Raw genomic sequence first — 570 nt, 5'->3', positions numbered from 1 at the left:
GCCGCATCGCCTACACCCTCGGCCTGCAAGGCCCCGCCGTCACCGTCGACACGGCCTGCTCGTCGTCGCTGGTCGCGGTACACATGGCCGGTCAGGCACTGCGATCCGGCGAGTGCTCCCTCGCGCTTGCCGGCGGCGCCACGGTGATCGCCACACCGAGCCCCTTCATCGAGTTCTCCCGGCAGCGGGGGTTGGCGCCGGACGGGCGGTGCAAGTCCTTCGGCGCCGGGGCCGACGGCACCGGCTGGGCCGAGGGGGTGGGCGTCCTGGTCCTGGAGCGGCTCTCCGACGCCCAGCGCAACGGACACCCGGTGCTCGCGGTGATCCGCGGGTCGGCGGTGAACCAGGACGGAGCCAGCAACGGACTGACAGCACCGAACGGGCCGTCGCAGGAACGCGTCATCCGTCAGGCGCTGGCGAACGCACGGTTGTCCGCCGCCGAAATCGACGTGGTCGAGGCGCACGGCACCGGCACCTCCCTGGGTGACCCGATCGAGGCGCAGGCGTTGCTGGCCACCTACGGCCGGGACCGCCCGACCGACCAGCCGCTCTACCTGGGATCGATCAAGT

The 570-nt window shown here is 72.3% G+C and carries 1 protein-coding gene; it reads left to right on the top strand.

The genetic code is table 11. From position 1 onward, the window contains the following. Nucleotides 1-570, top strand: a 570-nt coding sequence (locus tag C8054_RS31585; RefSeq protein ID WP_146180033.1) for a beta-ketoacyl synthase N-terminal-like domain-containing protein, incomplete at both ends; no start/stop codon positions are given.

It is taken from the genome of Micromonospora sp. RP3T, assembly GCF_003027925.1.
Classification (GTDB): domain Bacteria; phylum Actinomycetota; class Actinomycetes; order Mycobacteriales; family Micromonosporaceae; genus Micromonospora.
This window is presented reverse-complemented; position numbering and strand designations above follow the sequence as displayed.